The sequence below is a fragment of the Breznakia pachnodae genome, from assembly GCF_030814225.1.
Lineage (GTDB): Bacteria > Bacillota_I > Bacilli_A > Erysipelotrichales > Erysipelotrichaceae > Breznakia > Breznakia pachnodae.
The window spans coordinates 181,045-187,274 of the sequence record NZ_JAUSUR010000009.1; the positions used below are offsets into that span (position 1 = coordinate 181,045).

Sequence of the window (6,230 nt, forward strand, 5' to 3'; positions counted from 1 at the left end):
CCTCCTTCTTATTCGTATACTTCTCTTTTCAATACACCTACATAAGGTAGGTTACGGTATTTTTGATTGTAATCTAATCCATATCCGATTACAAATTCGTTTTTGATTGTAAATCCTACATAATCAGCAACAACGTCTTCAGTACGACGTTCTGGCTTATCCAATAAAGAAACAACCTTTACTTCTTTCGCTCCTTTATTCGCTAGCATACGTTTCACTTCTAAAAGTGTTTTTCCTGTATCTACAATATCTTCAACCAATAAGATTGAACGATCAGCCGCTGAGGTTGATAAATCCTTATCAATTCGAATTGATCCTACAGAAGTAGTACCATCGTAACTAGAAACATCCATAAAATCAATACATATATCCATTTCTATATTTTTCATAAGTTCACTCATAAATGGAACTGATCCACTAAGTAAACCTACCAACAAAGGTATCTCCCCCTTCGCTGTGTAATCTTCAGTAATCTTTTTTCCTAATTCAATACATTTTTCATGAATTTCTTCTCTTGAAACTAAGACTTCTGCAACATCTTTATGCATGAAAAAAATCCTCCTAAACAATAAAACTATTTTACCACAAACATATTAAAATTGTTACTATAATGTGAGATATCACACCCAATCCCACAAACAAAGATAATTTTTCCCATATTGTTGACTAAAACAGGCCATAATTCGCGTTCCTTCTTCGCTATTTTACGGTCAATAAAGAACCTAGAGACCTTTTTTGTACCATAACGAAGTTCGATTTTATCACCTGAATGATAGTTTCTGATTACCAGCGGGAAGTCTTCATCCCTAACAAAAACACCTTCAATTTTCTTTCCATGATCACATGTTTCAAAGTGTTCTGTTTTCATATATTCAATTTTTTGAAATACATGGTAAAACGAATAGGTTTCAGTTGATTCAATTTTCATTACACCATACTCACAGACAAGTTGAAATTTACTACGAATCGGATAAATCCAATTCTCTTTTTTCTTGATTAATTCACTGATATGTAATAAGTACTTCATCGATATACTATGATATTCAGTGTGCTTGATAATCCAATATCGCAGTACTTTGCATAAAAATGATTCTTCAAGTGTTAACAACTCTTCCTGCATTAGCGTATCTTTATTCTCACAAAACAAACGAACCTCACTCATTTCCTTCTGTAAGCGTTCGTTATCTTGTTGAATACATTTCACCATATCTTTCTTGTTTTGAACACTCATTTGCTCGATTTGTTCATGGCGAATTTTATTTCTAGTATAATCATCTTTCAAGTTTGATTCATCCAAGAAATAAGGTACATTATGCTTTTCACAATAAGTTTCTAAATCTGCTTTTGTATACTCTAATAAGAGTCGGCAGACACGCACACCATAAATTTTAGTTTCCTTTGCAATTCCATAATATTCAGGAATACTTTTACGCTTCTTTTGCATAATATAGGTTTCTAATACATCATCCAAATGATGCGCAACCAGAACACCTTTCGCATTTTGACCTTCTACTATTTCTTTAAAAAAGGCATAACGAATTTTTCTGGCAATCGCCTGAAAATTACCTTTCTCATAGTTATCTACCACGTGTTTAAAAAAAGGGATATTGCGATTATGGCAATAACTCTCTACCCCTTTTTCATCACGATTTGCACTTTCTCTTTTTTGATAATTGACATGAGCAACCACTATATCCATATTGTTTTGATAACACATATCCAGTAGTGCCATTGAATCGGCACCACCAGACACCGCAACTACCCATGTACCCTCTAGTTTTTCCATGTTTGTATTATATCATTTCCCGACTAATTCATGAAATCGTTTCTTGATTTCTTTAAACAAACTACTTTGGATTGGCAGATGTGCTTTCACATCTATGATTCGCGCGGAATTAATAAACTTGGAATCATTTAAGAATAATGTCGAGTCACGATACATTCCATCAATCTTACCAATCGGCATTAGGTGAGGTTTTAGTTCTCGTTCCTGTGACAACTGGTATGCTCTTTCATTACTTGTCATTGGTGTAACTAGAACCTTATTATTTACAATCGCAAGAATGATACCAAAGTGCTGAAATCCTGCTTCATTAATATAATTAATTCCAAAATCGATATAGCAGATATCTCCTACACGAATCCATACTCCTAAATCCTCACAGGATGGTGACTGTGATCGATTACGAAAATTCACTTCTGATATCATCCTTACCATTGCCTCTTTTGTAGTCAGATGCGAATAAATGCTTTCGGTTTCTTCCACGTACATGTCCCATACGCTTCGCCAGTATTCCTGTTCTTTGACCTTTTTATCCAGGTCTCCTTCTTTTAAATATGTGCTTAATTTTGTAATTTCCATAACTCCCTCCTATTAGTAAATACAGGAAGTTTTTATGTATTCCTAGGAAATTAAAAGACCATTGAAGGAAAATCAATAGTCTTAATAGGAATTATTGTTGAACTGTCTTTGCTTTTCTTCTTACTTCTAGTACACATAACAGTGCAAATACCACACCAATTACTACAATTCCAATAATTGGGTTACTCAATAAAATGGTAATTACAATTGCATCAATACAGTCATGCCCAACTCCTGCAACTCCATATGCAGAGAAGTCAAACATTGTTGATAACATTGCACTTAAGAAGATTAATAAGAATCCATATACGAATCCTGAAATGATTGCTCCTCTTCTACCACCAGTTGCATTTCCAAGAATACCTGCAACTCCACCAGTGAAGAATGCACCAATGATTGATACTAATGGAACTGTATTAAATACCATTGAACATACGACCATTGATACTATCATACCTGCTACTGCAGTAACGAATCCAATCATCAGTGAATTAGGCGCAAATCCAAATAATGCAGGTACATCAAGTGCTGGAATTGCACCTGGTACAAGTTTATCAGAGATTCCTTTAAATGCTGGAACTAGTTCTCCTAAGAACATACGAATACCTTGTAGTAATACTAAGATACCTGCTGTAAATCCTAATGCTTTCATTAATCCAAATAGAATGTAGTTTGTACCATCACTTAGTGCTCCAACTTTATCTGGTCCTGCCATAATTACGACAACCATGTAGAACACACCCATAACGATTGCAACTGAAATTGATGTATCTTTAAATACTTCTAATGATTTTGGTAATTTTAAATCTTCAGCACTCTTTGTTTTATCACCTAATAATCCACCAATATAAGCAGAAGGTACTGTACCTAATGTTGTTAAGTGGGCTATCGCAATAGAATCGTTTCCAGTTATCTTACGTACCATTGGTTGCGCTAGTGCTGGTAATACAACCATGATAATACCTTGTAATGCACTACCAATTACGATAATCATTGTTTCACTGTAATCCGCTTTATATAATGCAAATGCTACTACCACTGATAAAATCCACATCATATGTCCTGTTAGGAAAATATACTTTAGTGGTGAGAATTTTGCTAAAATCACATTTACCAAGAATCCAATTGCCAAGATAATCGAACTTGTACTCGCTACAACAGGTAATGCCTGTTGGATTGCTCCTACCACCGCTTCTGATGAAGTGGCAAATCCTGTTAAATTAAATACATCTGTAAATAATGATACAAACGGTAATATCTCATTAACAATCAAACTTGATCCTGCTGATAATACCAACATCCCTAACGATGTTTTTAGTGTTCCTGAGAAAACTGCTGCGGCGCCTTTTCCCTGTAACACCAATCCAACAAGTGCAACTAACCCTAATACAATCGCTGGCGTCTTAATTACTTCAATTAAAAAGTCTAACATTTCTTTTTATCCTCCTTATCGATTAAAATACTCTTCTAATTTAGTTTTTACTTCTTCAACATCCACAATATTATTCACATACACTACATTATCCAAGTCCGCAAAATTATCTCTAAACCCTTCTGTAGTTACTAACAGATCAAAGTCTTTTCCACGTACGGTTCCCATATCCCAATGTTCAATCGTACAATCACGATCTAACTTTTGCATCGCACTATCTACTGTCATCTTTAGTATTAAACTTGAACCTACTCCTAATCCACAAACAGTAATAATCTTCATATGTTGTTCCTCCTTACAAACAATCAATCAAATCACGATATTCTCTTATGTATTCCTTGTTAATGTCATCTCCCACATCTAAGTTCGAACTCACATAGATTGGCGGTTTGTAACCTTGCTCTACACATAGTTCTACAACTCTTGAAGTAATACCATCCAGTACGGTCATACCAAGAATTGTTGATGTTCCTGTAAACTTAACATCCAGTCCCTCAACGCGCATACAAGCATCTCCTTCAACACACTTCACATCAATCACAATATCTGCTACATCACGTAAATTCTTCTTAGAAGAGTGACGAGAGCTTACAGCACTTGAGAATTTAACTGAAGTTAATGCGATTACCTTCATTCCTTTTTCTTTTGCTGAAAGTGCCATATCAATTGCTGCTGCATTACGTCCTGAGATTGATACAATAATCATCGTATCATCAGCACTTGTGTTCTCTAAATTCAGATATTCCTGTGAGAAGCCTTCCACTCGTTCTTGAATCGTACTTAGCTTTGCTTTCGGAAACAATGCTAAGTGTGGAATTAATAATGCATTTACTGGTACCAATCCACCAGCACGATAGAACAATTCCATTGCAAACATTTGTGAATGCCCACATCCAAACACATGTACCACTCGTTTCTTCATAATTGATGCCGCACAACTTTGTGCTGCTGCTTCAATTGTTTCTTTTTCCTCTTCAAATTGTTGGTCTAATTGTGACTTCACAACTTCAAGAAATTCTAACTGCTTCATTTTCTTACCTCCTAATAATTAGCGATCCTTTCCATAATCTCTTCTTTTGAACCATTGTTTTTCAAAAGTGAGACGAACTCCTCATCCTGTAATAACAATGCCAGATTCGACAACAGACTCATGTGGGAATTTTTATCTGTTGCTCCAAATGCAAATGCTGCCTTGATTTTTTGTCCTTCAAACTCTTCAAAGTAAACTGGCTCTTTCAATGTAACTAAACTCAAGCAAATTTCTTTCACATTCGCTCCTGGTACTCCATGAAAGAATGCAATCTCCGGCAACAAGATCATATATGGCCCCATCTTTTCAACGGTTTCAATCATTGATTCTACATAAGCATCTTTGATCTTGTTTTCATCCAACAAAATTTTTCCACATTCATTTACCACATCACGCCAACTTGTCTTTTCAATCTGAGTCTCTACCATGTTTTCATTCAATACTTCGCTTAGCATATAACCTCCTTCATACTGGTTATGTCGTTATAACCAGTTAATATAAATAACAATTAAATCTCTAATTTAATTGTAAATTCAAACGTATCACCTGATGCAACAGTTGTTGAATAACACACTACTTTTTCATCCATAAATGATGTACGTTTTACTAGTAATCCATACTGATGTTTTGCACATCCAAGTTTTTCGCTTTCTTCATCAGTTAACATACAACCTGAGAATGTTTCAATTGCTTTATTAATATATACTCCATATTCATTCTCTAATGTTTTATATAATGATTTCTTAGTTAAATCGATATCTAGTAAGAATCCAAATTTCTCTTTACTGAAGTAAGAACGATCAATCATAATTGGTTCTTTATCTGCACAACGCAGACGTTCAATATAAATTACCTCATCATTTTCTTTGATTCCTAAATGCAACGCCAACTTTAGACTAGCTTTCATTATTGATATATTTAGAACCTTTGTACTTGAAATCTTCCCTTGTTTTTCCATTTCTCTAGTAAAACTATATAAATTTCCTAAGTTTTGGACAATACTCTTTCCTAATACAAACGTACCTTTCCCTTGAATCTTTTCCAGTTTTCCCTGTTTTACCAATTCATCAATTGCATTACGAACCGTAATCCTGCTCACATTATAAATCTTAATCAGCTCACGCTCTGAAGGAATCGGTTCTCCTTTACGCCAGATACCTTTTTCAATGTTTTCTTCTATTTTCTTTGCCAACTTATAATATATTGGCAATTTATCATTTTCATTTTTCACTGTATTCCCTCCTCTACTCTTAATATACAACTGGTTATAACCAGTTGTCAATAGTTTCATAAAAAAACTTCCCCAATAACGAGAAAGTCCTTTGTTTATTAGATAAAATAGAAGTTTATTTCATTTGGAACATTAAAGTCATAAAACTCATAATGTACAACATTAGTACGTTCCT

Annotated in this window: 8 protein-coding genes; all 8 read right to left on the reverse strand. The window is 34.4% G+C overall.

Annotated elements, in window-relative coordinates:
* Positions 1-8: 8 nt before the first annotated feature.
* Positions 9-548 carry a hypoxanthine phosphoribosyltransferase gene (hpt, locus tag J2S15_RS19450; protein ID WP_307411856.1) on the reverse strand — a complete coding sequence of 180 codons (540 nt, stop codon included), beginning with the start codon at positions 546-548 and terminating at the stop codon, positions 9-11.
* 26 nt (positions 549-574) lie between these two features.
* Positions 575-1,786, reverse strand: coding sequence for a tRNA lysidine(34) synthetase TilS (gene tilS / locus J2S15_RS19455; protein WP_307411859.1), 1,212 nt, complete (start codon positions 1,784-1,786; stop codon positions 575-577).
* A 12-nt stretch (positions 1,787-1,798) separates the two neighbouring features.
* Positions 1,799-2,362, reverse strand: coding sequence for a hypothetical protein (locus tag J2S15_RS19460; RefSeq protein WP_307411862.1), 564 nt, complete (start codon positions 2,360-2,362; stop codon positions 1,799-1,801).
* A 91-nt stretch (positions 2,363-2,453) separates the two neighbouring features.
* Entirely contained in the window at positions 2,454-3,794 is a 1,341-nt protein-coding gene (gene ulaA / locus J2S15_RS19465; RefSeq protein ID WP_307411865.1) for a PTS ascorbate transporter subunit IIC, read from the reverse strand.
* 15 nt (positions 3,795-3,809) lie between these two features.
* On the reverse strand, positions 3,810-4,076 hold the full coding sequence (locus J2S15_RS19470) for a PTS sugar transporter subunit IIB (RefSeq protein WP_307411868.1): 267 nt from the start codon (positions 4,074-4,076) through the stop codon (positions 3,810-3,812).
* Positions 4,077-4,089: 13 nt separating this feature from the next.
* Complete coding sequence (locus J2S15_RS19475; RefSeq protein ID WP_307411870.1) at positions 4,090-4,824, reverse strand: sugar isomerase domain-containing protein; 735 nt, start codon at positions 4,822-4,824, stop codon at positions 4,090-4,092.
* Positions 4,825-4,835: 11 nt separating this feature from the next.
* The gene (locus J2S15_RS19480; RefSeq protein ID WP_307411872.1) at positions 4,836-5,279 is read right to left on the reverse strand and encodes a PTS sugar transporter subunit IIA; all 444 of its coding nucleotides are present in this window, start codon (positions 5,277-5,279) and stop codon (positions 4,836-4,838) included.
* 53 nt (positions 5,280-5,332) lie between these two features.
* Entirely contained in the window at positions 5,333-6,115 is a 783-nt protein-coding gene (locus J2S15_RS19485) for a GntR family transcriptional regulator (RefSeq protein WP_307411876.1), read from the reverse strand.
* Between the last annotated feature and the right edge of the window lie 115 nt (positions 6,116-6,230).

Excerpts from the sequence above, each read along its gene's own strand:
- J2S15_RS19470 (WP_307411868.1), bottom strand. The coding sequence starts at position 4,076 with ATGAAGATTATTACTGTTTGTGGATTAGGAGTAGGTTCAAGTTTAATA.
- J2S15_RS19480 (WP_307411872.1), bottom strand. The coding sequence starts at position 5,279 with ATGCTAAGCGAAGTATTGAATGAAAACATGGTAGAGACTCAGATTGAA.
- ulaA (WP_307411865.1), bottom strand. The coding sequence starts at position 3,794 with ATGTTAGACTTTTTAATTGAAGTAATTAAGACGCCAGCGATTGTATTA.
- hpt (WP_307411856.1), bottom strand. The coding sequence starts at position 548 with ATGCATAAAGATGTTGCAGAAGTCTTAGTTTCAAGAGAAGAAATTCAT.
- tilS (WP_307411859.1), bottom strand. The coding sequence starts at position 1,786 with ATGGAAAAACTAGAGGGTACATGGGTAGTTGCGGTGTCTGGTGGTGCC.
- J2S15_RS19460 (WP_307411862.1), bottom strand. The coding sequence starts at position 2,362 with ATGGAAATTACAAAATTAAGCACATATTTAAAAGAAGGAGACCTGGAT.
- J2S15_RS19485 (WP_307411876.1), bottom strand. The coding sequence starts at position 6,115 with ATGAAACTATTGACAACTGGTTATAACCAGTTGTATATTAAGAGTAGA.
- J2S15_RS19475 (WP_307411870.1), bottom strand. The coding sequence starts at position 4,824 with ATGAAGCAGTTAGAATTTCTTGAAGTTGTGAAGTCACAATTAGACCAA.